General features: G+C 67.8%; 25 protein-coding genes. 15 read left to right on the top strand and 10 right to left on the bottom strand.

Annotated elements, in window-relative coordinates:
* Positions 1 to 284 precede the first annotated feature (284 nt).
* Positions 285 to 1,238 (top strand): IS110 family transposase, encoded by a 954-nt coding sequence (locus ACSQ3N_RS20120; protein WP_436146346.1) that lies wholly within the window; start codon positions 285 to 287, stop codon positions 1,236 to 1,238.
* A 78-nt stretch (positions 1,239 to 1,316) separates the two neighbouring features.
* On the opposite strand, the gene ACSQ3N_RS20125 is transcribed toward ACSQ3N_RS20120, so the two are convergent.
* From ACSQ3N_RS20125 to ACSQ3N_RS20140, 4 genes are all read right to left on the bottom strand, one after another.
* The gene (locus ACSQ3N_RS20125) at positions 1,317 to 2,399 is read right to left on the bottom strand and encodes a TRAP transporter substrate-binding protein (protein WP_056166900.1); all 1,083 of its coding nucleotides are present in this window, start codon (positions 2,397 to 2,399) and stop codon (positions 1,317 to 1,319) included.
* Between the two features lie 354 nt (positions 2,400 to 2,753).
* Positions 2,754 to 4,643, bottom strand: a complete 1,890-nt coding sequence (dxs, locus tag ACSQ3N_RS20130) for a 1-deoxy-D-xylulose-5-phosphate synthase (RefSeq protein ID WP_056166904.1) — start codon at positions 4,641 to 4,643, stop codon at positions 2,754 to 2,756.
* Between the two features lie 113 nt (positions 4,644 to 4,756).
* Positions 4,757 to 5,746 (bottom strand): polyprenyl synthetase family protein, encoded by a 990-nt coding sequence (locus ACSQ3N_RS20135; RefSeq protein WP_436147262.1) that lies wholly within the window; start codon positions 5,744 to 5,746, stop codon positions 4,757 to 4,759.
* Complete coding sequence (locus tag ACSQ3N_RS20140; RefSeq protein WP_056166910.1) at positions 5,743 to 5,985, bottom strand: exodeoxyribonuclease VII small subunit; 243 nt, start codon at positions 5,983 to 5,985, stop codon at positions 5,743 to 5,745. The genes ACSQ3N_RS20135 and ACSQ3N_RS20140 overlap by 4 nt, the downstream gene beginning before the upstream one ends.
* 319 nt (positions 5,986 to 6,304) lie before the next feature.
* On the opposite strand from ACSQ3N_RS20140, the gene ACSQ3N_RS20145 reads away from it, so the two are divergent.
* From ACSQ3N_RS20145 to flhC, 5 genes are all read left to right on the top strand, one after another.
* Positions 6,305 to 7,444 (top strand): aromatic ring-hydroxylating oxygenase subunit alpha, encoded by a 1,140-nt coding sequence (locus tag ACSQ3N_RS20145; protein WP_436147263.1) that lies wholly within the window; start codon positions 6,305 to 6,307, stop codon positions 7,442 to 7,444.
* 117 nt (positions 7,445 to 7,561) lie between these two features.
* Positions 7,562 to 8,473 carry a DMT family transporter gene (locus ACSQ3N_RS20150; protein ID WP_056166916.1) on the top strand — a complete coding sequence of 304 codons (912 nt, stop codon included), beginning with the start codon at positions 7,562 to 7,564 and terminating at the stop codon, positions 8,471 to 8,473.
* Positions 8,474 to 8,543: 70 nt separating this feature from the next.
* A complete protein-coding gene (locus ACSQ3N_RS20155; protein ID WP_436147264.1) occupies positions 8,544 to 9,449 on the top strand; it encodes a sulfurtransferase in 906 nt (301 codons plus the stop codon).
* 316 nt (positions 9,450 to 9,765) lie between these two features.
* The gene (gene flhD / locus ACSQ3N_RS20160; RefSeq protein WP_056166924.1) at positions 9,766 to 10,092 is read left to right on the top strand and encodes a flagellar transcriptional regulator FlhD; all 327 of its coding nucleotides are present in this window, start codon (positions 9,766 to 9,768) and stop codon (positions 10,090 to 10,092) included.
* A 55-nt stretch (positions 10,093 to 10,147) separates the two neighbouring features.
* Positions 10,148 to 10,714 carry a flagellar transcriptional regulator FlhC gene (flhC, locus tag ACSQ3N_RS20165; protein WP_396504065.1) on the top strand — a complete coding sequence of 189 codons (567 nt, stop codon included), beginning with the start codon at positions 10,148 to 10,150 and terminating at the stop codon, positions 10,712 to 10,714.
* A gap of 181 nt (positions 10,715 to 10,895) precedes the next feature.
* Here the strand turns inward: flhC and ACSQ3N_RS20170 are convergent, their stop codons facing one another.
* Together ACSQ3N_RS20170 and ACSQ3N_RS20175 are read right to left on the bottom strand one after the other, a co-directional pair.
* Entirely contained in the window at positions 10,896 to 11,447 is a 552-nt protein-coding gene (locus tag ACSQ3N_RS20170) for a FlgO family outer membrane protein (protein ID WP_436147985.1), read from the bottom strand.
* A 23-nt stretch (positions 11,448 to 11,470) separates the two neighbouring features.
* Positions 11,471 to 12,214: a hypothetical protein gene (locus ACSQ3N_RS20175; protein WP_056166930.1), complete on the bottom strand. Its 744-nt coding sequence runs from the start codon at positions 12,212 to 12,214 to the stop codon at positions 11,471 to 11,473.
* 187 nt (positions 12,215 to 12,401) lie between these two features.
* Between ACSQ3N_RS20175 and ACSQ3N_RS20180 the strand changes: the two genes are divergently transcribed.
* On the top strand, positions 12,402 to 13,757 hold the full coding sequence (locus tag ACSQ3N_RS20180) for an AI-2E family transporter (protein WP_436147986.1): 1,356 nt from the start codon (positions 12,402 to 12,404) through the stop codon (positions 13,755 to 13,757).
* A 91-nt stretch (positions 13,758 to 13,848) separates the two neighbouring features.
* On the opposite strand, the gene ACSQ3N_RS20185 is transcribed toward ACSQ3N_RS20180, so the two are convergent.
* Complete coding sequence (locus tag ACSQ3N_RS20185) at positions 13,849 to 14,085, bottom strand: hypothetical protein (protein ID WP_156372039.1); 237 nt, start codon at positions 14,083 to 14,085, stop codon at positions 13,849 to 13,851.
* Here ACSQ3N_RS20185 and ACSQ3N_RS20190 point away from each other — a divergent pair.
* Complete coding sequence (locus ACSQ3N_RS20190) at positions 14,084 to 14,458, top strand: hypothetical protein (RefSeq protein WP_156372040.1); 375 nt, start codon at positions 14,084 to 14,086, stop codon at positions 14,456 to 14,458. The genes ACSQ3N_RS20185 and ACSQ3N_RS20190 overlap by 2 nt on opposite strands.
* A 257-nt stretch (positions 14,459 to 14,715) precedes the next feature.
* Here ACSQ3N_RS20190 and ppc read toward each other — a convergent pair whose 3' ends face one another.
* Entirely contained in the window at positions 14,716 to 17,505 is a 2,790-nt protein-coding gene (gene ppc, locus ACSQ3N_RS20195) for a phosphoenolpyruvate carboxylase (protein WP_436147265.1), read from the bottom strand.
* Positions 17,506 to 17,702: 197 nt separating this feature from the next.
* Here ppc and hemC point away from each other — a divergent pair, with 197 nt between their 5' ends.
* From hemC to ACSQ3N_RS20230, 7 genes are all read left to right on the top strand, one after another.
* A complete protein-coding gene (hemC, locus tag ACSQ3N_RS20200; protein WP_436147987.1) occupies positions 17,703 to 18,668 on the top strand; it encodes a hydroxymethylbilane synthase in 966 nt (321 codons plus the stop codon).
* Between the two features lie 12 nt (positions 18,669 to 18,680).
* Entirely contained in the window at positions 18,681 to 19,502 is an 822-nt protein-coding gene (locus tag ACSQ3N_RS20205) for a uroporphyrinogen-III synthase (RefSeq protein WP_436147266.1), read from the top strand.
* Entirely contained in the window at positions 19,499 to 20,614 is a 1,116-nt protein-coding gene (locus tag ACSQ3N_RS20210; protein WP_056166944.1) for a uroporphyrinogen-III C-methyltransferase, read from the top strand. Before ACSQ3N_RS20205 ends, ACSQ3N_RS20210 begins: the two co-directional genes overlap by 4 nt.
* Before the next feature lie 160 nt (positions 20,615 to 20,774).
* Positions 20,775 to 22,052 carry a heme biosynthesis HemY N-terminal domain-containing protein gene (locus ACSQ3N_RS20215; RefSeq protein WP_056166948.1) on the top strand — a complete coding sequence of 426 codons (1,278 nt, stop codon included), beginning with the start codon at positions 20,775 to 20,777 and terminating at the stop codon, positions 22,050 to 22,052.
* Positions 22,053 to 22,448: 396 nt separating this feature from the next.
* Positions 22,449 to 23,024: a cytochrome b gene (locus tag ACSQ3N_RS20220; protein ID WP_056166951.1), complete on the top strand. Its 576-nt coding sequence runs from the start codon at positions 22,449 to 22,451 to the stop codon at positions 23,022 to 23,024.
* 174 nt (positions 23,025 to 23,198) lie between these two features.
* Positions 23,199 to 23,774, top strand: coding sequence for a YceI family protein (locus tag ACSQ3N_RS20225; RefSeq protein ID WP_056167040.1), 576 nt, complete (start codon positions 23,199 to 23,201; stop codon positions 23,772 to 23,774).
* Between the two features lie 202 nt (positions 23,775 to 23,976).
* Positions 23,977 to 24,555 (top strand): YceI family protein, encoded by a 579-nt coding sequence (locus ACSQ3N_RS20230; protein ID WP_056167043.1) that lies wholly within the window; start codon positions 23,977 to 23,979, stop codon positions 24,553 to 24,555.
* 134 nt (positions 24,556 to 24,689) lie between these two features.
* Here ACSQ3N_RS20230 and ACSQ3N_RS20235 read toward each other — a convergent pair whose 3' ends face one another.
* Both ACSQ3N_RS20235 and ACSQ3N_RS20240 read right to left on the bottom strand, forming a co-directional pair.
* Positions 24,690 to 25,133 carry an ATP-binding cassette domain-containing protein gene (locus tag ACSQ3N_RS20235; RefSeq protein ID WP_436147267.1) on the bottom strand — a complete coding sequence of 148 codons (444 nt, stop codon included), beginning with the start codon at positions 25,131 to 25,133 and terminating at the stop codon, positions 24,690 to 24,692.
* Between the two features lie 21 nt (positions 25,134 to 25,154).
* The gene (locus ACSQ3N_RS20240) at positions 25,155 to 26,441 is read right to left on the bottom strand and encodes an ATP-binding cassette domain-containing protein (RefSeq protein ID WP_235507346.1); all 1,287 of its coding nucleotides are present in this window, start codon (positions 26,439 to 26,441) and stop codon (positions 25,155 to 25,157) included.
* Positions 26,442 to 26,460 lie beyond the last annotated feature (19 nt).

The raw sequence follows: 26,460 nt of genomic DNA on the forward strand, positions 1-26,460 counted from the left end.
ATGGCTCTGCGGCGTCACAGCGCGCAAGCGCCATCACCAGCCGCAGAAACTGGCGCGCCCCATGCGAGTGCACCCGCGGAACTGGCTTGTATGGTGGAGGTGTTGGGGTGGAGGGCCTGAGTACCGGCTATCGGCTTTGACCGACTGGCGAAGATAGCCCCCACCCCGCCCCTGAGCGTCGATAAGGAACTGAGCCGCACCTCAGCGCCGATCTGTAAGCAAGCTAACGCCTGTGGCGGGATTCCACCCCAACGATCGTCATTGTTCATTGGAGGAATCTCATCATGCAAGTACCCCTTTGTTTCATCGGCGTGGACGTCTCCAAGGCTGAGCTGGTCGTGGCCACCCACGGCCAGGACGCTTGCCTTGCCGTCTCTAACGAGTCCACTGCCATCGTGCAGTGGTTGCACACCCTGCCCCCTGGCGCGCTCTTGGCCATGGAGTCCACCGGCCGCTTTCACCAGCTGCTGGCCACCCTGGCCGCCGGCATGGGTTTGACGGTGTTCGTGCTCAACGCCCGCGATGTGTACTTCTACGCCAAGGGCCTGGGCGCGCGCGGCAAGACCGACCGGGTGGATGCCCGGATCATTGCCCGCTACCTGGCCGAGCACCACGAGCGGCTGCACCCGCACCGTGTCCCCAGCGCCTGTCAGGCCGAACTGGAGCAGTTGCTGGGCCAGCGCTGGACGGCGGTGACCAAGCGCACCGCGCTGCGTCAGTCGCTGCGCGGCTGCAGCACGAGCATCGCGCAGGCGGCCGCGGGGCTGGAGGACGCCTTTGGCACCTTGCTGCACACCATCGATGGGCGCATTACGCAGTTGATCAAAGAGCAAGAGCAGTTGCACCGCGCTCGCACGTTGCTGCAAAGCATCGTGGGCATCGGTCCCCAATCGAGCGCGTTGCTGGTCACCGTGCTCGATCGCGTGGCGTTTTGCAGCTGTGATGCGCTGGTGGCCTACAGCGGGCTGGATCCCCGGGCCCACGACTCTGGGCGTAGCAGGGGGCGCAGGCACTTGTCCAAGCGAGGGAATCCGGCGCTGCGCCACCAGATGTTCATGGCGGCGATGTCGGCGTGCCACACGGTCACGTTTGCGGCGACCTACCAAGCGCTGCGCGCCAGGGGGCTCAAGAGCACAGAGGCCCTGGTAGTGCTGGCGCGCAAGCTGCTGCGCATTGCCTTTGCTGTGTGGCGATCGGGCAAGCCGTTTGATGCTCATCGCATCACCCCAAGCGCTTGACTCGAACCATAGAACCTTTGCCAGGCCGCTGGGTGCGTCCCCCTCAGGGGGAAGGCGCCGCAGGCGACTCAGGGGGAGCTAAATCTTCTGCGCCGACATGAACGTGTCATACCGCGCTTCCGCAAACCGGAACCACAGGATCTGGTCACGCTGGAAGTTGCGCATGTCGCCGTAGATCTTTTTCCACTCCGGGCTTTTGGAGTCGTTCTGCGCGAAGACGTCCATCGATGCCTTGAACGCGGCATCCATCACGGTCTGCGAAAACGGCAGCACCTTGGTCTTGGCGGCCACCAGTTGCTTGAGCGCGTTGGGATTGAGCGCGTCGTACCGGGCGAGCATGTCCGTGTGCGCTATCGATGCCGCAGCCTCGATGATGAAGCGGTAGTCTGGCGTGAGCGACTCGTAGGCCTTCTTGTTCACATAGAGGTCGACCTCGGGGCCGCCCTCCCACCAGCCCGGGTAATAGTAGTAAGGCGCCACCTTGTTGAAGCCCAGCTTCTGGTCATCGTAAGGGCCGATCCACTCGGCCGCATCGATCACGCCCTTTTGCAGCGCCTGGTAGATCTCGCCGCCCGGCAGGCTCTGCGGAATGGCGCCCAGCCTCTGCATGACCTCGGCCACCAAGCCGCCACCCACCCGGATCTTCAGGCCTTTGAAGTCCGCAGGCGTCTTGATCTCGCGCAGGAACCAGCCGCCCATCTGCGTGCCTGTGTTGCCGCAGGCAAAACTCACGATGTTGTAGCCGGCGTAGAACTCGTTCATGAGCTTGCGCCCGTTGCCATGCAGCATCCACGCACTCATCTGGCGGGCATTGAAGCCGAAAGGCACCGCACAACCCAGCGCGAACGCCGGGTTCTTGGCGTAGAAGTAATACGGCACGGCGTGGCACATCTCCACCGCGCCGCTCTGCACGCCATCCACCACGTCGAACGGGGGCATGAGTTCTCCGCCGGGGTGGACCGATATCTCGAACTTGCCGTTGGACAGGGTGCGCACGGCCTTCGCGAACACCTCGGCGCCGCCGAAGATGTTGTCCGAGGAGCGCGGAAAACTGGATGCTATGCGCCACCGCAGCGTGGGCTGGGCATGCACGGCCGGCGCAACGCCTGTGGCCAGTACACCCGCCAGACCGGAGTGCTTGATGAGCGAACGGCGATCCATACAAAAAGTCTCCAGAGGGGTGGTAGTGCCGGAAGGGAGCAGCCAGGGCACCCTTGCAGCGCCCGCACGGGCTGGTGGCCCGTTGCTTTTTGACGCAATTGTAGAAGGCAGGGGTGCGGACTGCCCTCTAGGTTTTCCCGGGCGCCGGGCGAGGTATCTCTGCGCCCGGCCGAAGCCGTCCAGGGCCGCAGCGGCAACTGCCCCGCTCTGGCCGATCGCAGTGCAAGGTGACGCCGAAGCGATGGCGCCGCACGCGGCGACGCTCCGAACGCGGCCGGCCATCAGTGCACGGCCTGTGCGGGCCGCCCATGCCAGTAGCCATTGCCGCACCACCGCCCCCTGGCGGTGTGCCGATCAGGACGCCAGGAAGCGTTGGCGGATCGCCCGCTCGATGCCCGCGGCATCCAGGCCCTGCAGTGCCAGCAGCTTGGCCGGGTCGCCATGCTCGATGAAGACATCGGGCAGGCCCAATTGCAGCACGGGGCGCACGATGCCCATGGCGTTGAGCGCCTCGGTCACGGCGCTGCCTGCGCCGCCCTGGATGGCGCCCTCTTCCAGCGTCACCAGCACATCGTGGCGCTCGGCCACGTCGCGCAGCAGGGCCTCGTCGATGGGCTTGGCCCAGCGCATATTGGCCACGGTGGCATCGAGCGCGTCACCGGCCTGCAGGGCCGGGTACAGCAGCGTGCCGAAGGCGAGGATGGCGATGCGCGGGGTGCTGCCGGGCGCAGCAGTGCCCTGTCGTTCGCGGCGGATCTCGCCCTTGCCGAACGGCAGGCCTTCCAGCCCCGGCAGGGGCGCCACGCCCGCGCCGCTGCCGCGCGGGTAGCGCACGGCCACGGGGTGGTTCTGCGCGAACGCGGTGGACAGCAACTGGCGGCATTCGCGCTCGTCGGCCGGGCACGCCATGCTCATGTTGGGAATGCAGCGCACGAAGGGGATGTCGTACGCCCCCGCGTGCGTGGCGCCGTCGGCCCCCACCAGGCCCGCGCGGTCGAGCGCAAAGACCACCGGCAGGTTCTGCAGCGCCACGTCGTGGATCAGCTGGTCGTAGCCGCGCTGCAAGAACGTGGAGTAGATCGCCACCACGGGCTTGACGCCCTCGCAGGCCATGCCGCCCGCAAAGGTCACCGCGTGCTGCTCGGCAATGCCAACGTCGTAGTAGCGGTCCGGGAAGCGCTTTTCGAACTCGACCATGCCCGAGCCCTCGCGCATGGCGGGCGTGATGCCCACCAGGCGCGTGTCGTGCGCGGCCATGTCGCACAGCCATTGGCCGAAGACCTGGGTGAACGTGGGCTTGGGCGGCGTGGCGGGCTTGGTCAGGCCCACGCTGGGGTCGAACTTGCCCGGGCCGTGGTAGGCCACGGGGTCGGCCTCGGCCAGCTTGTAGCCCTGGCCCTTCTTGGTCACCACATGCAGGAACTGCGGGCCCTTGAGGCTCTTGATGTTCTCAAGCGTGGGGATGAGCGAGTCGAGGTCGTGCCCGTCGATGGGGCCGATGTAGTTGAAGCCGAATTTTTCGAACAGCGTGGCGGGCACCACCATGCCCTTGGCCTGCTGCTCGAAGCGCTTGGCCAGCTCCAGCAGCGGCGGCACGGGCTTGAGCACGGTCTTGCCCACGTTCTTGGCGGCGGCGTAGAACTGGCCGCTCATGAGCTGCGCCAGGTACCGGTTGAGCGCACCCACGGGCGGGCTGATCGACATGTCGTTGTCGTTGAGCACCACGAGCAGGTTGGCATCGGCCACGCCGGCGTTGTTCAGCGCCTCGAAGGCCATGCCGGCCGTCATGGCGCCGTCGCCGATGATGGCCACCGCGTGGCGGTTTTCGCCCTTGAGCTTGGCCGCCAGGGCCATGCCCAGCGCGGCCGAGATGCTGGTGCTGGAATGCGCGGTGCCGAAGGTGTCGTACGGGCTCTCGGCCCGCTGCGGAAAGCCCGATATGCCGCCCATCTGCCGCAGCGTCTGCATGCGGTCGCGCCGGCCGGTCAGGATCTTGTGCGGATAGGTCTGGTGGCCCACGTCCCACACCAGCCGGTCTTCGGGGGTGTTGAAGACGTGGTGCAGGGCCACCGTCAACTCGACCGTGCCCAGGTTGGAGCTCAGGTGCCCACCGGTCTGCGAGACGCTTTGCAGCACGAACTCGCGCAGTTCGGTGGCCAGCGCCTTGAGGTCTGCGCGGGAGAGCTGGCGCAGGTCTGCCGGGTCGTTGATGGTCTGCAGCAGGGGAAAGGACGTGGTTGACATTACTATTCTTTTGATAGCTGCCAGCGCTTGCTGGACAAGCGGTAGGGGCTAGTTTTCATCATGATCGGCAACAACGGGGCAGGCACGGCGCATGAACGGGGTGAGGACGAAGCTCAATGAGAGCGGCGCACGACCATGTCCGCCAGCGCCCCCAGGGCGCGGGCGTCGGGCAGTCCGCTGCGCGCGAGCGCCGCGTACGACTCTTGCAGCAGTTCTTGTGCATAGGCCTGCGCCCGTGCCAGGCCCAGCAGCGACACATAGGTGGGCTTGTCGGCCGCGGCATCCTTGCCCGCCGTCTTGCCGAGCGTGGCCGAATCGGCCACCACGTCCAGGATGTCGTCCACCACCTGGAACGCCAGGCCCATGGCCGCACCATAGTCTGACAGCGCCTGGTAGGCCGGCTGCGCGGCATGGCCGCACACGGCGCCCATGAGCACGCTGCCCTGCAGCAGCGCGCCGGTCTTGAGCCGGTGCATCTGGCGCAACTGGTCTTCGGTCAGCACTATGCCCACGCTGGCCAGGTCGATGGCCTGCCCGCCCGCCATGCCGGCCGAGCCCGCCGCGCGCGCCAGCAGGCGGCACAGCGTGGCCTGCGTGGCCGGCGGTATGGCGCTGCCGTCGGGCGTGAGCAGCTCGAACGCAAACGCCTGCAGCGCGTCGCCCGCCAACAGGGCCTGCGCCTCGCCGAACTGCACGTGCACCGTGGGCTTGCCCCGGCGCAGCACGTCGTTGTCCATGCAGGGCATGTCGTCGTGCACCAGCGAGTACGCGTGGATCAGCTCGACCGCGCACGCGGCGCGCAGGGCTGCGTCGTCAGCCGGTGTGGTCGCCGCTGCCGCGGTTGTCGTCGCCGCTGCCGCTGCGGGGTGGGCGCTGCACACGGCCTCGTATGCGGCCATCACCAGCAGGGGCCGCAGCCGCTTGCCGCCATCGAGCACCGCATAGCGCATGGCATCGCCCAGGCCGGCCGGCGCGCCGTCGCCCACCCAGTTCGACAGGGCCTGCTCCACGCGAGCAAGGTGGTGGTGGCTCCAGGGGCCGGCTTCAAATTCAAAAGGCACGGGATTCGTTGCTGCGGATGTCGGCGCGGGCACTGCACTCATTCCTGGCTCCATGGTTGCAGTTGGCCCTCGTCCAGCACCTTGATCTGGTCCTGCACGGCTTCGAGCCGCTGCCGGCAAAAGGCCAGCAGCGTGGCGCCGCGCTGGTAGCCGGCCAGCATCTGGTCCAGCGGCAGCTGGCCCGACTCGATGCGGGCCACAAGCTGCTCCAGTTCCTCCAGCGCCGCTTCGTAGCTGGCGGGTTCGGAAGGAGGCGCGGGGGTGGCGGGGGCCTTGGGCATGGAGGGGGCGCAGAGCGCGGGTGAAAAAACCGGTCATTTTAGGCGCACCACTGCGACGCAGGGGGCCAAGGCCGCAGAATGGGCGCGCCCTTGCCGAAGCCAATCGCCAGCTGGTCCATGCCCAGGGCATCGCGGCGGTTTGATCTGCATCTAGAACGAAGCTTTTCAATACACGTAGCGGGGATGCGGGAATAACCCCACCGCCTATAATCCCATTCCCGCACACCGGCTCATGTTCCCGAGCCGGTTTCTTTTTTCTGGATGCGCTCCGGCGCACCTCCCGCACTTCCCTGTGGGGAGTCTTTAGGTCAGGTCACCCATGTCTGATTTAAGTCTTCAACTGCAGCAGGCCGCAAGCCAACTACCAGTTTCAAGCTACTTTGACGATGCGCTGTTCCAGCGCGAGCTAGCCACCATCTTCCAGCGCGGGCCCCGCTATGTGGGGCACCAACTGAGCGTGCCGAATGCGGGCGACTACTACGCACTGCCCCAGGAAGGCGAGGGCCGCGCGCTGGTGCGCAACGCCCAGGGCGGCGTCGAGCTGGTCTCCAACGTCTGCCGCCACCGCCAGGCCGTCATGCTCAAGGGCAAGGGTTCGCTGCAAGGCCAGGGCAAGGGCCATGCGGGCGGCAACATCGTGTGCCCCCTGCACCGCTGGACGTACAGCCCGAAGGGCGAACTGCTGGGCGCGCCCCACTTCTCGCACGACCCGTGCCTGAACCTGAACAACTACCCGCTGCGCGAGTGGAACGGGCTGCTGTTCGAAGACAATGGCTACGACGTGGCCGCCGACCTCGCCCAGATGGGCCCGCGCGCCGACTTGAGCTTTGACGGCTACGTGCTCGACCATGTCGAGATGCACGAGTGCAACTACAACTGGAAGACCTTCATCGAGGTCTACCTGGAGGACTACCACGTCGGCCCCTTCCACCCGGGCCTCGGCAGCTTCGTGACGTGCGACGACCTGCGCTGGGAGTTCGGCCAGAACTACTCGGTGCAGACCGTGGGCGTGGCCAACCGCCTGGGCAAGGCCGGCAGCCCGGTGTACGAGCGCTGGCACGAGGCGCTGCTGGCCTTCCGCGAGGGCAAGCCGCCCAAGCACGGTGCGATCTGGCTCACGCTGTACCCGCACATCATGGTGGAGTGGTACCCGCACGTGCTGACCGTGTCCACGCTGCACCCCATCAGCCCGACCAAGACCATGAACATGGTGGAGTTCTACTACCCTGAAGAGATCGCGGCGTTCGAGCGCGAATTTGTCGAGGCGCAGAAGGCTGCCTACATGGAGACCTGCGTCGAGGACGATGAGATCGGCGAGCGCATGGACGCCGGCCGCAAGGCGCTGCTGGCGCGCGGCGACAATGAAGTCGGCCCCTACCAGAGCCCCATGGAAGACGGGATGCAGCACTTTCACGAGTGGTATCGCAACGCGATGGGTGAAGCAGTACCAAAGCGCTGAACTGGGGCGCAAAGCCGCCTGAATCCGCGGGTTCACCCGCAATGCTCTCATTACAATAGCTGCCAGCGCTTGGTAATCCAGCGCGGCAGCTATTTTTACTTTCGAGACTCATTCCCCATGCAAGCCCTCTGGATGGTGTTGGCCGCGTTCCTGTTTGCCAGCATGGGCGTGTGCGTGAAGCTCGCCTCCAGCTTCTTCAACTCGGCCGAGCTGGTGTGCTACCGCGGCCTGATCGGCATGGCCATTCTGTGGCTGCTGGCCCGGTCGCAAAAGGTGAGCCTGGCCACGCAGTACCCGGGCATGCATGCGTGGCGCAGCTCGGTGGGCGTGGTGTCGCTCGGGGCCTGGTTCTACGCGATTGCCCATTTGCCCCTGGCCACGGCCATGACCCTCAACTACATGAGCAGCGTGTGGATCGCGGCCTTTCTCATCGGCGGCACGCTGCTGGCCTGGCGGCCCTCGGCCACCACCCCGCGCCCCGCGCTGCAGGGCACGCTGATCGCCACCGTGCTCACCGGCTTCGTGGGCGTGGTGATGATGCTGCGCCCCAGCCTGGACGCGCACCAGGCCTTCGCCGGCATGATCGGACTGATGTCGGGCCTGTCGGCCGCGTTTGCCTACATGCAGGTCGTGGCCCTGTCGCGGCTGGGCGAGCCCGAGTCGCGCACGGTGTTTTACTTTGCGCTGGGCTCGGCAGTGGCGGGCGGCGCGGCGCTGCTGTTCACCGGCACGTCGGTGTGGCCGGGGTGGCAGGCCCTCTGGCTGCTGCCCATCGGCATCCTGGCGGCGGGCGGCCAGCTGTGCATGACCAAGGCGTATGCCAGCGCCAAAACGCAGCGCGGCACCCTGGTGGTGGCCAACCTGCAGTACTCGGGCATCGTGTTCGCCGCCATCTACAGCGTGGCCCTGTTCGGCGACCAGTTGCCGCCCATCGCCTGGGCGGGCATGGCGCTCATCGTGGGCAGCGGCATTGCCGCCACCATCCTGCGCGCTCGTGCCGCACCCGGCGCGCCCGCTGAAGAACATTGATACGAACTGGATGCACGGGACGGCGCGCAACTGGACACAATGGAGCCCGTTGTTTTGACATCCCACTTCGATGACCACCTCTTACACCACCCTCATTTCCGCTTCTGAACTGCAGGCCCTGATCGACGGCGGCGCGCCGCTGATGGTGTTCGACTGCAGCTTCGACCTGATGCATCCTTCGGCCGGTGCACAGCAGTACGACCAGGCCCACATCCCCGGCGCCGTCTACGCCGACCTCGACCACCACCTGAGCGCCAAGCACGGCGCGCCCGGTGCGGGAGGCACCCTGACCGCGCAAGAGGCCGACAAGCCCGCGTCCGGCGGCCGCCACCCGCTGCCCAGCCGCGAGCGATTTTCGATGTGGCTCTCCAGCGTAGGCTTTGCCAACCACATGCAGGCCGTGGTGTACGACCGCCAGGGCGCCAACTACTGCGGTCGCCTGTGGTGGATGCTCAAGTGGGCGGGCCACGATGCGGTGGCCGTGCTCGACGGCGGCCTCCAGGCCTGGCAGACGGCCGGTGGCGCGGTGGCCAGCGGTGAGGATCCCGCGCACTTCCAGTCCAACTTCGAACTGGGCGAGCCCCTGCGCCGCCTGGCCACGGCCGACGAGGTGCTGGCCGGCCTGGGCAGCCCCGCGCAAAACGTGATCGACGCCCGTGCCGGCGCACGCTTTCGCGGTGAAGTGGAGCCGCTGGACCCGGTGGCGGGCCACATCCCCGGCGCGCTGAACCGCCCGTTTGCCGAGAACATCGGCGCGGACGGCCGCTTCAAGCCCGCCGCCACACTGCGCGCGGAGTTCGACGCCCTGCTCGCAGGCCGCGACCCGGCCACCGTGGTGCACCAGTGCGGCAGCGGCGTGAGCGCCGTGCCCAACCTGCTGGCCATGGAAGTGGCCGGCCTGGGCCCTACCGCGCTGTTTGCCGGCAGCTGGAGCGAATGGTGCTCAGACCCCGCCCGCCCGGTCGAAAAAGGCTGATTCGCGCCACAACATGCCAACGCGGCGTGTAAAACCGCAAAAAAGATGGTTTTGCAGGCGCTATCAAAACCATGAGCAGAATCGGGCAGGGTGTGCATACAGGCACAGCACCCCTGCACCAATGGAAATGCGGGACAGCGCCTGAGGTTCTTGTAAGGCAAATTCCTACACGACCCACCGCACAACCAGACACGCGGCACATCCAAACCCCGACTTAATTTCTGATTGGGGCGGTTTCACAATCCATTTCATCGGATCACGCAAAGCCTGCAATCAGCAGGAAACGCGGACCCCGAACTGGAAAAAGGAAGCTGCCATGACCAACGAACAAATCCTCGCTGAAATCCGCGAAGCCAACCTCACTTACCTGATGCTGGCCCAGACCCTGATTCGCCAGGACAAGGCGGAAGCCGTGTTCCGCTTGGGCATGAACGAGGAGTCTGCCGATATTCTCGCTTCGCTGTCCGCAGCGCAAGTGATGAAGCTGGCCTCCCGCAACACGCTGCTGTGCAGCTTCCGTGTGGACGACAACCTGGTGTGGAGCTTGCTGACCAACCACTCGGCCAAGAAGGTGGGGAACGAAGCCACGAACACGCTGCACGCCAACATCCTGATGGCCAGCCGCGTGTCTGAAGTGCTCTGACAGAGCAGCGCTTCACCTGCCCCGCCCTCACCGCCCACCCCGCCGAAAGCCCTCCATGTCGTCCACCACCCCTGCCGCCGCCGTCAAAGCCCCAGCCAAGAGCGTTCTGAACGAATCCAAGCAGATCGAACGCGCTGCCATGCTGATCCAGATGGGCGCACGCATGCAGGTGCTGGAATCGGAAACCACGCTGTCGTACGAGCGGCTGATCCGCCTTTACAAGGAGATCGCGGGCAAGTCGCCGTCCAAGGGCCAACTGCCCTTCTCGACCGACTGGTTCCTGACCTGGCAGGAAAACATCCACAGCTCGCTGTTTTTGAACATCTACGAATATCTGTCCAAGGGCGTGGACCTGGATTCGGTGGAACTGCTGACCAAGGCCTACCGCCTGTACAACGAACAGGTCGCCACGGCCGAGATCGAACCCCTGCTGTCCTTCACCCGCGCCTGGCGCCTGGTGAAGTTCGTGGACGCCGGCATGCTCACCCGCACCAAGTGCTCGCAGTGCAGCGGCCAGTTCGTGACCGAGCTGTACGAAAACCGCCACTTCACCTGCGGCCTGTGCAACCCACCCGCACGGGCCGGCAAGAGCAAGACCGCCGGCGCGCTGATGCTGCATTGACCTTTCCAGCAAAAAGCCCCGCACGGACTACCGGCGGGGCTTTGGTGTTTCTGGAGGAGACAACAGTCCACTGGTCTATGAACTCGCATGGACCAAGCCAGTGCCCCCGCGCAAGGGCCGCCCCGCCGCGCTGGGGGCGTCCCCCTCGGGGGAAGGCGCGAAGCGGCTCAGGGGGGCTTCACTACCTTCCAGCCAGCAACGCCCGCACGTTCTCATCCATCGGCACCGCATAGTTGTGCGCAGCCACCACCGTGTTGCCCACGGGGTTCACCAGCTTCAAGCTGATGTAAACCACCGTCGTGGACACCGCATACGTGCCCACCACCACGGCCTGCGCGTCCTGCGCCTGGCTGACCTCGCGCACCTCGCGCGACAGAAGCAACTCGCCCTGGTCGCGCTGCAGCAGCAGGTTGTCGCGCAGCTTCACCTCGGTCACCCGCAGCCCGCGGTGCACCAGGCGGCCCGCAATCTGCTCGGAGAAGATGCGGCCCAGACGGGACGATTCGGTCAGGCGGTCCACATTCACCAACGTGGCCACCAGCACCGGCTGGCGCGCGTCCAGCGGTGCGTACTGCAGCAGCGCGTCGGCAGCGCGCTCGTTGGTCTCGATCAGGTCGCTGCGCGAAATGCCACCGGCCCGGTCGCCGTAGTAGTAGCTGTGCATGGGGTTGCTCGCACAGCCCTGCAGGCCCAGGGCCAGGCAGGCGGCAGCCAGTGTGTGCATGGCGCGCATTGGGGCGCGGGGCAGGCGGGGCGTCATGGTGCCACCACCTGCCACGTTTTCATGGGGGTGGGCGGGGGCGGCATGGGGGGCGGCGGCTCAGGCGCCTTGGCCTTGTACAGGACCGAGTCATCCTGCTCGATGTAGTAGACATCGGCCGTGCGCGCCAGGTACCGGTCTGCACTTTCGAGCGACGTGGTGATCAGCACTTCGGTGCGCGTGGGCCCACCGGCTGCGGCGCCGCTGATTGCGTATTGCGTCAGGTCGGTGATCGCGCCCAGCGCGACGATCCCGCCGAGCATTGAACCCGCGCTCTGGTGGTAAAGATGCCAGTCACGCGCCACGCCCACGCCCAGTGCCAGGCGCGTCCAGGGCATCGGGCCCTTGCTGACCACCCGTGCCTCGTGCTGCACCAGTTGCGTTTCAAACGTCAGCGTCACGGCCGTCGGCTGGGTGGACAAGGTCACGCCCCGGTCCAGCAAGCGCGTGATGAGCAGCTTGCGAAATCCGTTGTTGAAGCTGGTGTCGCCTGCGATCGTCGACACGTAGATGGGGTACTCGCCGGCCGGCCAGGCGCTGATCTTGCTGGCGATGCGGCTGGCCACATCGTCGGCCAGCACATCCCAGTGGTGCACAGCGCGCGCCTTTTTCTGGTCGGTGGCGGGATAGTTGTCGGCGCGGGGCACATCCAGAGACGAGCAGCCGGCCATCAGCAGGACGGCAGCAGCTGCCGCGGCGCGCCACAGCACGCCCACCGCCCGTGGTCGTTGGTGTTTCATGCGCACGACCCCCTTGTCGCCGTGAAGTGAATGGAATGCAGGCATTGCAATGGCATCGCGTCATCGTAGCGGTGCAGGGGTTACCGCCATCAGGCAATAAGCGTGGGTTTTGCGCCGTTCTTCCCCCGGCACAACACGAGCGGTGGCGTGGCCGCCTACAAACGCGGTGGGATGGCTGCAGCACAATCTGCGCATGACTGCGCCCGCTGCCGACCCCCTGCCCCCTGCCCCCGCCACCACCGCGGACGCCACCCCTGCCAGGCCGGCCGGCACCGCCCCTCAGGAGACAGCGCATGCAGCAGCGCCCCCGGCGCAGCCTCCCTCATCAACTCCGGCCGCTGACCGAATCAGCCCGCAGACTGTGGCGGCACCCGCAGGTCCTGCGACACCCGCCATGTCAGAAGCCGCGCTGTCCTCGGCCTCCCCCACCGCCTTGAACAGCCCGCTCATGCTCCACATGCCCGTGGACGTGCGCAACCTGTCGCTCGCCCTGCTGGCCCTGTTCGCCAGCGTGGCCTTGTTGCACTGGGCCAGTGCGGTGTTCATCCCCATCATGCTGAGCCTGCTGCTCACCACGGCGCTGCGGCCTGCCGTCGAGATGCTGCACCGCGCCCGCGTTCCGCGCTGGCTGGGCGCGGGCGTGCTGCTGATCGCCATCGTCGGCAGCCTGGCCACCGCCGCCTGGTCGCTGAGCGACGGCGCTGCACAACTGGTCGACTCCCTGCCGGTAGCCGCCAAAAAGGTGCGCGACAACATCCGCTCGCGCGCCACCACCGCCAGCCCGCTGGACACCGTGCAGCAGGCCGCCGCCCAGATCGAACAGGCCGCCAATGAGAACACGGCCGCCGCCCCCGCCCGCCGCGGCGTGCAGCGCGTGATCGTCGAGCGCCCGCCCTTCAACGTGCGCGACTACCTGTGGAGCGGCACCATGGGTCTGATGTCGGCCCTGGGGCAATTGACGGTGGTGATCTTCCTCACCTTCTTCGCGCTCGCTTCCGGCAACCTGTTTCGCAACAAGCTGCTGCGCATCGCCGGTACCAGCCTGGAGCGGCGCAAGGTCACCATCCACGTGCTGGAAGACATCACCAACCAGATTCAGCGCTACCTGCTGGTGCAGGTGTTCACCAGCGTGCTGGTGGGCGTGGCCACGGGCCTGGCGTACTGGGCGCTGGGCCTGCAGAACGCCGCCGTGTGGGGCGTGGTGGCCGGGGTGCTCAACCTCGCGCCGTACATCGGCTCGGCCTTGGTCACGGGTTCATCGGCGCTGGTCGCCTTCCTGCAGTTCGGCACCATCGACATGGCCCTGGCCATCGGCGGCGCGTCGCTGGTGATCCACACCCTCATCGGCAACCTGCTCACCCCCTGGCTCACCAGCCGCACAAGCAGCATGAGCCCCGTCGCCGTGTTCGTGAGCGTGCTCGCCTGGGGCTGGCTGTGGGGCCTGTGGGGCCTGCTGCTGGGCATCCCGGTGATGATGGCGGTGAAGGCGATCTGCGACCGGGTGGAAGATTTGAAAGCGGTGGGGGAGTTGCTGGGGGACTAAGGCGCCGTGTCACCCCGTAGCACTGCTGCTGCGCGGGGGCAACGGCCCACCGCCAACGACTGGGAGCTGTGCGAGCGACAGCGAATCGGCGTCAAAATTGCGCTGACTCGTTGCGCCGACGCTTGGCCGACTGGATGGTGCTGACCACGAACCATAGCGTGATGAGCCCGGTGGCGGTCAGCGTCTTCTCCTGCGCGAAGGCCTCTGCCTCCAGCCGGCGAATGGTGCTGTACACCACGATCGGGGAGATTTTCTCGTCCTGCTCTGCCGCGGCTTCCAGCGCCGCTATTTCCTGGTCGGCCTTGCTCCAAGTGATCCAGCGGGCCATGGGCGCCACCGCCAAAAACCAGAGGGCCAATGCAGCCAGCAACAGCGCCATCCGACGGATGATGCGGCCTCGCAGTGTTGAAGAAGAAGAACTCAGCATAGGTATTGATTGCAATGGGTGCGTTCCATGGGTTCATCCAATAGCCAGGGGCATGCAGGCAATCAAGCTTGAGCAGTCCGCCGCCAAACCAGACAGTTGCTGCACGCAGGCCAATGCCCCCGCTGCTGCCATTGCGACCACAGAACGCAAACACGCAGGCGAATGGCCTGCGTGCTTTGTGGTTCTGGAGATGGTTGTGCGCCGACGCTTTTCGCTTGGCTGGGGTCGCGCCGCAGATGCCGTCTATGACCGTGCTCCCCTCAATCTATCGTAGTAGAACGCCGCAGCGGGTAATGCCGGATTGGGGGTGCTCTAACCACCGAAGGTAGGGATTTAGACCGCGCCAGCCGCTGAAATGCTGGCGCCTTCCATCGTGCGGGTGATGGATGTGCACCCGGCCTCTCCGCAGGGGAGATAAGGCCATGGGGACACGGCCCCCTCGGAACCCCGCACCGCCGTGCTTCACAGCACGCCCTGCTCAACGCTCAGTGCTCAGTGCTCGGCACCACAGGGTCGTGCCGTGGAATCGCGTCAGCCCGTATTCCGCAACCCCGCTGCAATCCCGTTGATGGAGATATGAATCCCGGTCTGCACCCGCTCATCCCCCTGCCCTGCGCGCCAGCGCCGCACCAGTTCGACCTGCAAGTGGTGCAGCGGGTCGATGTACGGAAAGCGGTGCTTGATCGACCGGGCCAGTGCCACGTTGTTCGTCAGCCGCTGCTTGTCGCCGGTGATGCGGGTCAGGGCCTCGGCGGTGCGCTGCCATTCGGCCTCGATGGCGGTGAAGACCTTCTTGCGCAGGCGTGCGTCGGTCACCAGTTCGCTGTAGCGTGAGGCCAGGGCCAGGTCGCTCTTGGCCAGCACCATGTCCATGTTGGACAGCAGGGTGCGGAAGAACGGCCACTGGCGGTACATCTTTTGCAGCAGCGCCAGTTGGCTCTTGGGGTCCTTGCCTTCGGCGTTGACGAAGGCATCGACTGCAGAGCCGAAGCCGAACCAGCCGGGCAGCGTGAGGCGGCACTGGCCCCAGCTGAAGCCCCAGGGGATAGCACGCAGGTCTTCGATCTTCTGGCTGGCCTTGCGGCTGGCCGGGCGCGAGCCGATGTTGAGCTCGGCGATCTCGCGGATGGGTGTGGAGTTGAAGAAGTATTCGGTGAAGCCCGGCGTTTCGTACACCAGTGCGCGGTAGCTGCCCATGCTCGCCAGCGACAGTTGGGCCGCGGCGTCGAGGAACGCCTTGGTCGCAGGCTTGGTGGGCTGCAGCAGCGTGGCTTCGAGCGTGGCGGCGACCAGCGTCTCCAGGTTGCGCCGGCCGATCTCTGGGTTGGCGTACTTGGAGGCGATGACTTCGCCCTGCTCCGTCAGGCGGATCTGGCCGCGCACGGTGCCGGGGGGCTGGGCCAGGATGGCCTGGTAGCTGGGGCCGCCGCCACGGCCCACGGTGCCGCCACGGCCGTGGAACATGCGCAGCTGGATGCCGTGGCTGGTGGCCAGGTCGTCGAACAGCTCCACCAGCGCGATCTCGGCACGGTACAGCTCCCAGTTGCTGGTGAAGATGCCGCCGTCCTTGTTGCTGTCGCTGTAGCCCAGCATGATGTCCTGCTCGCTGCCGCTGCGGTGCACCAGGCCTGCCACACCCGGCAGGGCATAGAACTCGCGCATGATGGGCGCGGCATTGCGCAGGTCTTCGATGGTCTCGAACAGCGGCACGACGATGAGGTCGTTGCGCGCATCGCCGTCCAGCGTGCCGCGCATCAGCCCCACTTCCTTTTGCAGCAGCAGCACCTCCAGCAGGTCGCTCACGGTTTCGGTGTGGCTGATGATGTAGTGGCGGATGGCCTGGTGGCCGTAGCGCTGGCGCATGACCAGGGCCGCCTCGAAGATGGCGAGTTCGCCCCGGGCATGGTCCGAGTAGCTGGCGCCCACCACACGCAGCGGGCGTGCATCGTTGAGCAGGCGCAGCAGCAGCGCGCGCTTGTCGGTCTCGGACAGCGTGGAATACGCGGTCTCGATGCGTGCCGTGGACAGCAGCTCGGCCACCACTTCTTCGTGCTTGTCGGAGCTTTGGCGCAGGTCCACCGTGGCCAGGTGAAAGCCGAAGACCTGCACCGCGCGGATCAGCGGGTGCAGGCGCTCGGCGGCCAGGGCTTCGCCGTGGTGGGACTTGAGCGACGCCTCGATCACGCGCAGGTCGGCCAGGAAGGCCTCGGCACTCACGTACGGGTTCTGCGGGGCGACCGCATGGCGCGCCGCCTCGCCGCCGGTCAGCTCCTTGAGCGAAGCGGCCAGGCGCGCATAGACGCCCGTCAGCGCACGGCGGTAAGGCTCGTCCACCCGGTGCTCGTTGGTGTCGGGCGAGCGCGCAGCCAGCGCTTCCATCTCGGCCGACACCTGCACCAGGCGTGCCGACAGCGACAACTCGCCGCCCAGGTAGTGCACCTCGGTCAGGTAGTGGCGCAGTGCCACCTCGGCCTGGCGGCCCAGGGCGTACTGCAGGGTCTGCGCGGTGACGTTGGGGTTGCCGTCGCGGTCGCCGCCGATCCACTGGCCCATGCGCAAGAAGCTGTGCACGGGGTACTGGCCCAGCTCGGCTTCCAGGTCGGCATAGATCTTGGGGATCTCGCGCAGAAAGGTGGCTTCGTAGTACGACAGCGCGTTCTCGATCTCGTCGGCCACGGTGAGCTTGCTGTAGCGCAGCAGGCGCGTCTGCCACAGCTGGGCCACGCGGGCGCGCAGTTGGGCCTCGTTGGCGGCCAGCTCGCGCGGGGTGAGCGCGTCCTTGGCAGTGTTGTACAGCTGGGCGCGCACCTGGATGTCGTCGCGCGTGGCCAGCAGCTGGGCGATGTCGCGCTCGGCATCCAGAATGCTCTTGCGCTGCACTTCGGTGGGGTGGGCCGTGAGCACCGGCGCCACGTAGCTGCCGGCCAGCGTCTGCGAGATGGTCTTGGGCGCAATGCCGGCCCAGCGCAGGCGCGACAGGGCGACCTCGATGCTGCCCTCTTGCGTGTCGCCGGCGCGCTCGTGCACGGCGCGGCGGCGGATGTGGTGGCGGTCCTCGGCCAGATTGGCCAGGTGGCTGAAGTAGGTGAAGGCGCGGATCACGCTCACCGTCTGGTCGCCCGACAGGGACTTGAGCAGCTTCTTGAGCGCCCGGTCGGCCTCCTGGTCGGCGTCGCGCCGGAAGGCGACCGAGAGCTTGCGCACCTGCTCGACCAGCTCATAGGCGGCCACGCCTTCCTGGTCGCGGATCACGTCGCCCAGGATGCGGCCGAGCAGGCGGATGTCGTCGATCAGGGGCTGGTCCTTGTCGGATCGTTTCATGCAGGTGTCTCCGGGAATGGATGGGATGGCCGGGGGCCGCCCGCCCGGTCTGCGCCAGGCCACACCACAGCCCCGGTGCGGGCGCATGCTAGCATCGCCCGCCCCTGAAAGATTACAAACAGGTTACGAACTTGAGCACCCCCAAAGACGCCCCCCACGCCTCGCCGACCGGGTCGCTGCCCCCCCAGGAGTCTCGCTTGCCGCAAGGGCACAGCCCCGCGGCAACCCCGCCGCTGTCCATCGTGATCGCCACGCGCGAGAGCCGTCTGGCGCTGTGGCAGGCCGAGCATGTGCAGGCCCTGCTGCGCGCGCAGGGCCACACGGTGGAGCTGCTGGGCATGACCACCAAGGGCGACCAGATCCTGGACCGCTCGCTGTCCAAGGTGGGCGGCAAGGGCCTGTTCGTGAAGGAGCTGGAAGTGGCGCTGGAAGAAGGCCGCGCGCACATCGCCGTGCACTCGCTGAAAGACGTGCCCATGGAGCTGCCCGAAGGCTTCGTGCTGGCCTGCGTGATGGAACGCGAAGACCCGCGCGACGCCTTCGTCTCGCCCCGCTATGCGTCGCTCGCCGATCTGCCCCAGGGCGCGGTGGTGGGCACCTCCAGCCTGCGCCGCCAGGTGCTGCTGCAGGCCCTGCGGCCGGACCTCAAGATCGAGCCGCTGCGCGGCAACCTTGACACCCGCCTGCGCAAGCTGGACGAAGGCCAGTACGACGGCATCGTGCTGGCGGCCGCGGGCCTCAAGCGCCTGGGGCTCGAGTCCCGCATCCGCACCGCGTTCGAGCCCGACACCATGCTGCCCGCAGCGGGCCAGGGCGCGCTGGGCATCGAGGTGCGCGGCGAGCGGCAGGACCTGGTGGACGCGCTCGCTCCGCTGGCGCACCAGGCCACCTGGCTCACCGTGGCGGCCGAGCGCGCGGTCAGCCGTGCGATGGGCGGCAGCTGCTCCATGCCCCTGGCGGCGCATGCCACGCTGAGCAACGATGTGCTGCACATCGACGCGGCCTGGGGTGATCCGGACGGCCGGGCGCCGCTGGTGCGCGCACAGGCCCACGGCCCCGTGGCCACGCTCGTGCAGGCCGAAGCACTGGGCACCGCGGTGGCCGAGCGCCTTCGCGCTGGCGGCGCGCGCGGCGTGGACCCAGCGTCCCGCCCGCAAGACTGAGCCGAGGCGGCCATGCCCCTGCCCCGGGTGATCGTCACGCGGCCGGCCCGCGAGGCCGCGCACTGGGTCGATCAGCTTTCGGCGCACGGCCTCGATGCCGTCGCGCTGCCGTTGATCGGCATCGGCCCCTGCACCGACCCCGCAGCCCAGCAGGCGCTGGCCCAGGCGCGTGCACGGCTGGCCGGGTACCGCGCGCTGATGTTCGTGAGCGGCAATGCCGCCACCTACTTTTTTGCATCAAAACAGCCCCTACCGCTGGATAGGCAGGCGCTACCAGCTATCAAAACAAGAGCATGGGCACCCGGCCCGGGCACAGCGGCCGCGCTGGTGCAGGCGGGCGTGCCACCCAGCCAGATCGACGGCCCGGCGCCCGATGCCGCGCAGTTCGACTCCGAATCGCTGTGGCAACAGGTGCACGGCCAGATCGGAGCCGGTGACCGTGTGCTCATCGTGCGCGGGCGCTCGGCCACGCCCGACGGCGCGCACGAATCGGTGCAGGGCACGGGGCGCGACTGGCTCGCACAGCAGATCACTGCCGCCGGCGGGCAGGTGGACTTTGTGGTGGCATACCAACGCGGCGCACCCACTTTCCATGCGGCGGAGAGGGCGCTGGCGCAACAGGCCGCGCAGGACGGCTCGGTGTGGCTGCTGAGCAGCTCCGAGGCCGTGGCCCATCTGGCACAGGCGCTGCCGGGCCAAACCTGGGCAGCGGCGCAGGCGCTGGCCACCCACCCACGCATCGCCCAGGCCGCCCGCGCAGTGGGCTTTGGCACGGTGCGGGAATGCCGTCCGGCGCTGGCCGACGTGGTGGCGTCGATAGAATCGGGCGCATGAGTTCCGCGCCTTCCCACGACCTGCCTCCAGCCCACGCCGGCGCGCCCGTGGCCGCACCGGCGGCCATTCCAGCCCCTGCACCGGCACCCGCCGCCACAGGCCGCGGCGGCGCCGTGACGCTGCTGCTCGGCACGGTGGCCGCCGCCGCGCTGATCAGCAGCGGCCTGTTGTGGCAGCGGCTGAGCGCCATCCAGGAGCAACTGGCCCGGCAGTCCGCCGACTCCGGCGCGCAGGCCATCGAAGCCCGCACCATGGCCCGCCAGGCCGAAGAACTGGTGCGCGACACCGCCGCCCGCCTGTCGGTGGCCGAGGCCCGCGTGAGCGAGGTGGCGCTGCAGCGCAGCCAGCTTGAAGAGCTCATGCAAAGCCTGTCCCGGTCGCGCGATGAAAACCTGGTGGTGGACATCGAGTCCGCCATCCGCCTGGCCCAGCAGCAGGCCCAGCTCACCGGGAGCCTGGAGCCGCTGGTGGCGGCCCTCAAGAGCGCCAACCAGCGCATCGAGCGGGCAGCCCAACCGCGGCTGGCGCCCGTGCAGCGCGCCATCGGCCGGGACCTGGACCGCCTGACGCGCGCCGCCGTCACCGACACCGCCGGCCTGCTGGCCCGCCTGGACGACCTGGTGCGCCAGGTGGACGAACTGCCCGTGCTGAACGCCGTGGCGCAGGCAGCATCAACCAAGCGCCTGTCCACCGGCCCGGCCGCTGTCGGCAGCCCGCCCGCCCCCACCGAGGGCATGGCGTGGTGGCAAGCCACCCTGCAGCGCAGTTGGGAAGTGGTGCGCGACGAAGCCCGGGGCCTGGTGCGCGTGAGCCGTATCGACCAGCCCGAGGCGATCTTGCTGGCGCCCGAGCAGACCTTCTTTTTGCGCGAGAACCTCAAGCTCAAGCTGCTCAACGCGCGGCTGGGCGTGCTCGCGCGGCAATTCGAGTCGGCCCGCGCCGACCTGACCGCCGCCACCGTGGCCTTGAACAAGTACTTCGACCCCGCATCGCGGCGCACCCAGAACGCGGCCAGCACGCTGCAGACCGCGCAGGCCAGCATGAAGGCGGCCGAGCAGCCGCGGCTGGACGAAACCTTGTCCGCCCTGGCCACCGCAGCAGCCGGAAGGTAAATGAATCACCCCCTGAGTCGCTTCGCGCCTTCCCCCTCTCCTGCGGGAGGGGGACGCCACCGGTGGCCTGGCGAAGCCAGTTCCACGGTGGCACTCGCCTCTGGCCGCGCCAGTGTCACGGGCAGGCGCGCAGTGCAGCGGATCACTGAGCAATATTGAAATGCGCGCAGCACTTTGGCTTTTGGCATTGTTTGGCGTGGCCGTGGCGGCCGCGCTGTTTGCGGGCAACAACCAGGGCACCGTCACCCTGTACTGGCCGCCGTATCGCATCGACCTGTCGTTGAACATGGTGGTACTGCTGCTGGTGGGCGGATTCGTCACCGTCTACGCGGCACTGCGTGCCCTGGCTGCGCTGCTGGAGCTGCCGCACCAGGCCCGCCGCTGGCGCGTGCAGCAAAAGGAGCGCGCCATGCACGCGGCCTTGCTCGATGCGCTGACCCACATGCTGGGCGGCCGTTTCATCCGCTCGCGCAAGGCGGCGGTGGCGGCGCTGTCGCAAGAGAGCGCGCTGGCCGCCTCCGGCGAAGGCGTGCCGCACGGCGGCCAGCTGCGCGCTCTGGCGCACATGATTGCGGCCGAGGCATCGCATGCCCTGCAAGACCGCGCGACGCGCGAAAGCCATCTGCAGGATGCGCTGCAGGAGGCCCCGGCCCGCGGCTCCGTCAACGAGCAGGAAATGCGCGAAGGCACGCAGATGCGCGCCGCCCGTTGGTCGCTGGACGACCGCGACCCGAGCGCAGCGCTGGAACGCCTGGCCGCCCTGCCCCAGGGCGCGGCGCGGCGCACGCTGGCCTTGCGCATCAAGCTCAAGGCCACGCGCCTGGCACGGCAGACGCAAGAGGCACTCGACACCGCGCGCCTGCTGGGCAAGCACCGCGCTTTCTCGCCCAGCGCGGCGCAGAGCATCGTGCGCGGCCTGGCCACCGAGCTCATCAACAGCGCGCACGACACGGCGCAGCTGCAGCAGATCTGGCTGTCGCTGGAATCGTCCGAGCGCAACATGCCCGAGCTGGCAATCCATGCCGCACAGCGCCTGGCATCGCTGGGTGGTGACGCCACGCAGGTGCGCGCCTGGCTGCTGCCGGTGTGGGACCGCATGGTCGGCCTGCCCGACGCGCTGGCCGAACACCATGCGCTGAAGCTGGTGCGCGCGCTGGAAGCGGGCCTGGATGCACTGGACGCGCCCTGGCTGGCCCGCATCGAATCCGCCCACCAGGCGAATCCGCGCGACGCGCGGCTGCAGTACCTGGCCGGCATGGCCTGCCTCAAGCGCCAGCTGTGGGGCAAGTCCCAGCAGTTGCTCACGCAGGCCGCGCAGCAGCTGGCCGACGCCGGCCTGCGCGCCAGTGCATGGCGCCACCTGGCCGAACTCGCCGAGCAGCGGGGCGACGATGCCGTCGCGGCCGAGGCGTGGAAGAAAGCCGCGCTGGGCCGGTAACCCTGCGCCGCGCAATCCGCGCAATCCGCGCAATCCGCGCACCGGCGGCTTGAGCGAGCTGCCCGAGCACGCCGTTTGAAAGAGCCGCCAGGACGCGCTGCATGACAGAGCGACCTGCCGCCATGCCGCCGCTTCACAGTCCGACCGGCGCGGTCCGACCAGACCCCGGGCGCTCTTCATCCATCGCCTCACCCGATGCCCCCTGACCGCACAGGGTTACCCCAAGCATTGGGGAACTTTGATTGCTCAGGCCCCCTCAATTCATTTTTTTTGAACTGAGTGGTCAATCTGCCTGAAGCCGGGCCTGCCCCTGGCTTCCTACACTGCCCTATCACCGGACGCGCACCAGCACCCGCTGCAGCACGCCGGCGCCCACATTCCTGAGCCACCTTTTTGATGACTGCAACCGCCCAAGCCCCTGCTGCCGCAGCACCACCACGCCGCTACACGCGCACCGCCATCCTCCTGCACTGGGTGCTGGGTCTGGCGCTGATCGGACTGTTCGGCTTCGGCCTGTACATGACCGGCCTGCCGTTCTCGCCCCAGCGGCTCAAGTTCTACAACTGGCACAAGTGGGCGGGCGTGACCATCCTCGTGCTGTCGGTGCTGCGCCTGCTGTGGCGCTTGACGCACCGCCCCCCAGCATTGCCTGCCGCTGTCGACAACGCCATGCCGCGGTGGCAAAAACTGGCGCACCACGGCACGCACCACCTGCTGTACTTGCTGTTCTTCGCCGTGCCGCTGATCGGCTGGGCGTACAGCTCTGCGGCGGGCTTTCCCATCGTGTTCCTGGGCCTGTGGCAGCTCCCCGACTTCGTGCCGGTGAGCAAGGAGCTGGCCGAGGCCATCAAGCCCTGGCACCAGTACACCGCGTTCGCGATGGCGGGGCTGGTGCTGCTGCATGTGGCGGCAGCGCTCAAGCACCAGATCATCGACCGCGATGGCCTGCTCCAACGCATGCTGCCTCGATGAAACACCCCCTGAGCCGCTTCGCGTCTTCCCCCTTTCCTTCGGGAGGGGGACGCACCCGGTGGACCGGCAAAGCCGGATCCACGGGTGCGCTGGCGAGTGCTCGCCCCAGTCATCCGTCAGTGGCACATCTCGGCACTGCTCTCTTTTCCAACAATCTTTGATCGGAGTTTCCGAATGAACTTGTCTTCCGCCTTCTCCCGCATCGTGCTGGGCGCCGCCCTCGCCGTGGGCGCCCAGGCCGCCATGGCCCAGCAGCAACTCGTGCCCGCCCAGAGCGAGGTGCAGTTCACCGCGCGCCAGATGGGCGTGCCGCTGGATGGCCACTTCAAGAAGTTCAGCGCCCAGGTGGCGTTCGACCCGGCCAAGCTGGCCACCAGCAAGATCGCGCTCACCGTGGACACCGGCAGCGCCACGCTGGGCTCCAAGGAAACCGATGCCGAGCTGCCCAAGCCCGTGTGGTTCAACGTGCCCAAGTTCCCGCAGGCGCAGTTCGAGTCCACCGCCATCAAGGCACTGGGCGGCGGCAAGTTCGAAGTGGCCGGCAAGCTCACCATCAAGGGCAATGCCCAGAACGTGGTCGTTCCCGTGACGCTCACGCAAAGCGGTCCCACCACCACGGCCACCGGCACGCTGCCCATCAAGCGCCTGGCCTTCAAGATCGGCGAGAACGAGTGGGCCGACACCTCGATGGTGGCCGACGACGTGACCGTCAAGTTCAAGCTCGCGCTCACCGGCGTGGGCAAGATTTGAATGAAGCTCCCCCTGAGTCGCTCCGCGCCTTCCCCCTCTCTCGCATTGCTGCGCAATGCGGGAGGGGGACGCTCCCAGCGCGGCGGGGCGGCCCTTGCGCGGGAGCGCTGGCCTCGGCCATGCCTGTTTGGGGCGTGAGCTGACAACTCAAACTTATTCGTGTTCCTTCATCCCTGAACCTTTCCTTTTAAGGAGTTTTCGCATGCGCAAGTCCCTGTTCTCCCTGCTGGCCGTCGCCGCCGCCACTGCCATGACCGCTGGCGCCGCCCAGGCCGCCAACTACGCGATCGACCCCACGCACACCTTCGTGACGTTCGAGATCAGCCATTTCGGTGCCACGACCAACCGCGCCCGCTTCGACAAGAAGCAAGGCACGGTGGAGTTCGACCGCGCAGCCAAGACCGGCAAGGTGGAGATCTCCATCGACACCACCTCGGTGAACTCGGGCACGCCTCCGTTCGACAAGCACCTGCAAAGCCCTGACCTGTTCGATGCTGCCAAGCACCCCACCATCAAGTTCGTGTCCGACAAGTTCAGCTTCAACGGCGACAAGGTCAGCGAAGTGACCGGCCAACTGACGCTGCTGGGCAAGACCGCCCCCGTGACCCTGAAGGCCACGCAGTTCAACTGCTACGACAGCCCGATGCTCAAGCGCGAAGTGTGCGGCGGCGACTTCGAGACCACCATCGACCGCACCCAGTGGGGCATGAACTACGGCGTGGAATGGGGCTTCCCCAAGAACGTGCGCCTCGTGGTGCAGATCGAAGCCGTGAAGCAGTAATCACGGTCGTCACTGCCTCCAAGGCGCTGCTGGCGTCTTGGCCCAGAAGCCACCCGCAGCGTCAGCGCAGCGGGTGGCTTTTTTCTGGGGCGCGCCACCGTGGGCATCTGGGGCGCCAACTGCCCGGTGTGCGCTCAGGCGACGTCCAGCGACGCATCCAGGTCCCAGCCCTGCGGCCGCCACGCCCACACCACATCCGGCTGCAGTGCACGCAAAAAGGCGTGGTCGTGGGACACCACGATCCAGGCGCCGGTGAAGGCCTGCAGCGCTGACTGCAGGGCTTCCACGGCGGCCATGTCCAGGTGGTTCGTGGGCTCGTCGAGCAGCAGCATCTGCGCCGGCTCGCCCGCCCACAGCGCGCAGGCCAGCGCGGCCTTGATGCGTTCGCCACCGCTGAGCTGGTCCGAAGGCTGCCGCACCTTGTCCGCCCCCAGCCCCATCTGCGCCAGGTGCGTGCGCAACGCAGCCTCGGGCAAGGGCGAGCCCAGCGCCTGCAGTTGCGCGAGCACGCTGCGCCCGGGCGGCAGCATGTCGGTGTTGTGCTGGTCCAGCCAGGCGGCCCGCACGCTGCGCAACACGCGGCCCCCAGACACGTTGCCCTACACGTTGCCCGACACATCCCCCGAAACATTGCCCGAGACGTTGCCCGACCTGCCGCCCGCAACCTCGCCCGGCGCCGCGATCAGCCGCAGCAGGCTGCTCTTGCCGCAGCCGTTGGGCCCCGTGACCGCGATGCGCACCGGCCCGCTCCACACACCATTCAGCGGCGTCTGGCCGGGTGCGGCATGGGGCACCACCACCTGTTCGAACGCCAGCACCTGCTTGCCCGCGGGCACAGCGCTTTGCGGCAGCACCAGCGTGGCCGATGCCTGTGCGGGAAGGCGCGAGGCCGCCTCGCGCACCGCGTCGTTCAGGCGCATCCGCTCCTGCTGCTGGCGCTCGTGCTCGCGGCCGGCGTGGGCCTGGGAGTTGTTCTTCTGGCGGTCCAGCAGCACGGACGCCTGGTTGGCCGTGCGCCCCACTTCGCGGCCCCGGGCCGCGCGGCGCAGTTGTGCATCGTGGTCCCGCTGCAGCGTGCGCAGGGCCCGCTCGCGCTCGGTGCGCGCGTGGTCCAGATCCGCCTGGGCGGCTGCGGCTTCGGCCTGGCGCTGCGCCTGGTACAGGGCCCAGTTGCCGCCATAGCGCTGCAACCCGGCCGGGGACAGCGCCACGATGCTGCCCACCGTCCCCAGCAGCTCGCGGTCGTGGCTGGCCACGAGTACGCTGCCGGGCCACTGGCCGAGCGACTCCATCAACCAGCGGCGGGCGGGGCGGTCGAGGTGGTTGGTGGGCTCGTCCAGCACCAGCAGGTCCGCGCCCGACAAGAAAGCGCCCGCCAGCGCCACCCGCATGCGTTCGCCGCCACTGAGTTGCCGGGCCGCGTGCCCTGGCTGAAGGTGGGCCAGGCCCAGCGCCTGCAGCGCCTGTTGCCAGCGCGCGGGCAAGTCCCACCGCCCATCGGCCGCCAGCACGTCGTCGGCAGACCCCTCCCCGGCCGCCAGCCGCGCCAGCGCGCCCAGCACCGGCCCCAGGCCGGCGATGTCGGCCACCGTGGCCTGCGCCGCGGCGGCGACCTCCTGCGCCACCGCGTGCACCGAGGGCTGGCCCAGCACCACGCCGCTGGCCGGCTGCAGCGCACGCGACGCCAACTGAAGGAAGACGCTCTTGCCACTGCCGTTGGCACCCACGATGCCCGTCACGCCGCGGCCCACGGCCACGGTCAGGGGGCGCGCCCACAGCGCATGCCCGCCAGGCGGGCCCCAGGTGACGTCGCGAAACTGCAGCACGCTGGCGCCGGCACGCGGATGCGGCGGCGCGCCGCCGTCAGCTGCGTAAGAAGCCGTCAAGACGGCAGACGATGAAAAA

This window comes from Acidovorax sp. LjRoot194, assembly GCF_964253015.1.
Taxonomy (GTDB): domain Bacteria; phylum Pseudomonadota; class Gammaproteobacteria; order Burkholderiales; family Burkholderiaceae_C; genus Acidovorax.